The 450-nt window shown below is 69.8% G+C and carries 1 protein-coding gene; it reads right to left on the bottom strand.

The annotated features are described in order from the left end of the window. Positions 1-450 (bottom strand): hypothetical protein (locus HUW62_RS47795; protein ID WP_176438237.1); only part of this gene is annotated, 450 nt, incomplete at both ends.

Raw genomic sequence — 450 nt, 5'->3', positions numbered from 1 at the left:
CCCCAGGCTGACCAGCGGCACCAGCTTCTCCGGATAGCGAAACGGCCGCCACAGCGGGAACACCTGATACACCCATCCATAGACAGGCAGCGCATCCCCCAGGCTCAGCGCGAGCAACAACAACCACGCCCCCGCCAGCACCCACGCACGAGGACGCCGCGCGGAGGCGATGAGCCCGCCCAATGCCAGCACACAGGCCGGTGTCCCGACATAGATGGAGTCCACCCAGACGCGACCAAATCCTCCCGACGGAACCAGGTGACGCACGACAATCTCCGGGATGCCGCGCAGCCCCTCCTTGTCCGCCAGGTACGGCCCCACCAGCAGCTCCCACAGGCGCAGCGGATGGAGCGAGAAGCGCTGCGCCTCCGCCGCCGAGCGAGCCCCGGGCTCACCCGAGAGCACCAGCCCCACCGCCGGAGACAACTGCGGCGCGGCCAGAAGGCCCCC

The organism is Myxococcus sp. AM011 (genome assembly GCF_013372595.1).
GTDB lineage: Bacteria > Myxococcota > Myxococcia > Myxococcales > Myxococcaceae > Myxococcus > Myxococcus eversor.
This window is presented reverse-complemented; position numbering and strand designations above follow the sequence as displayed.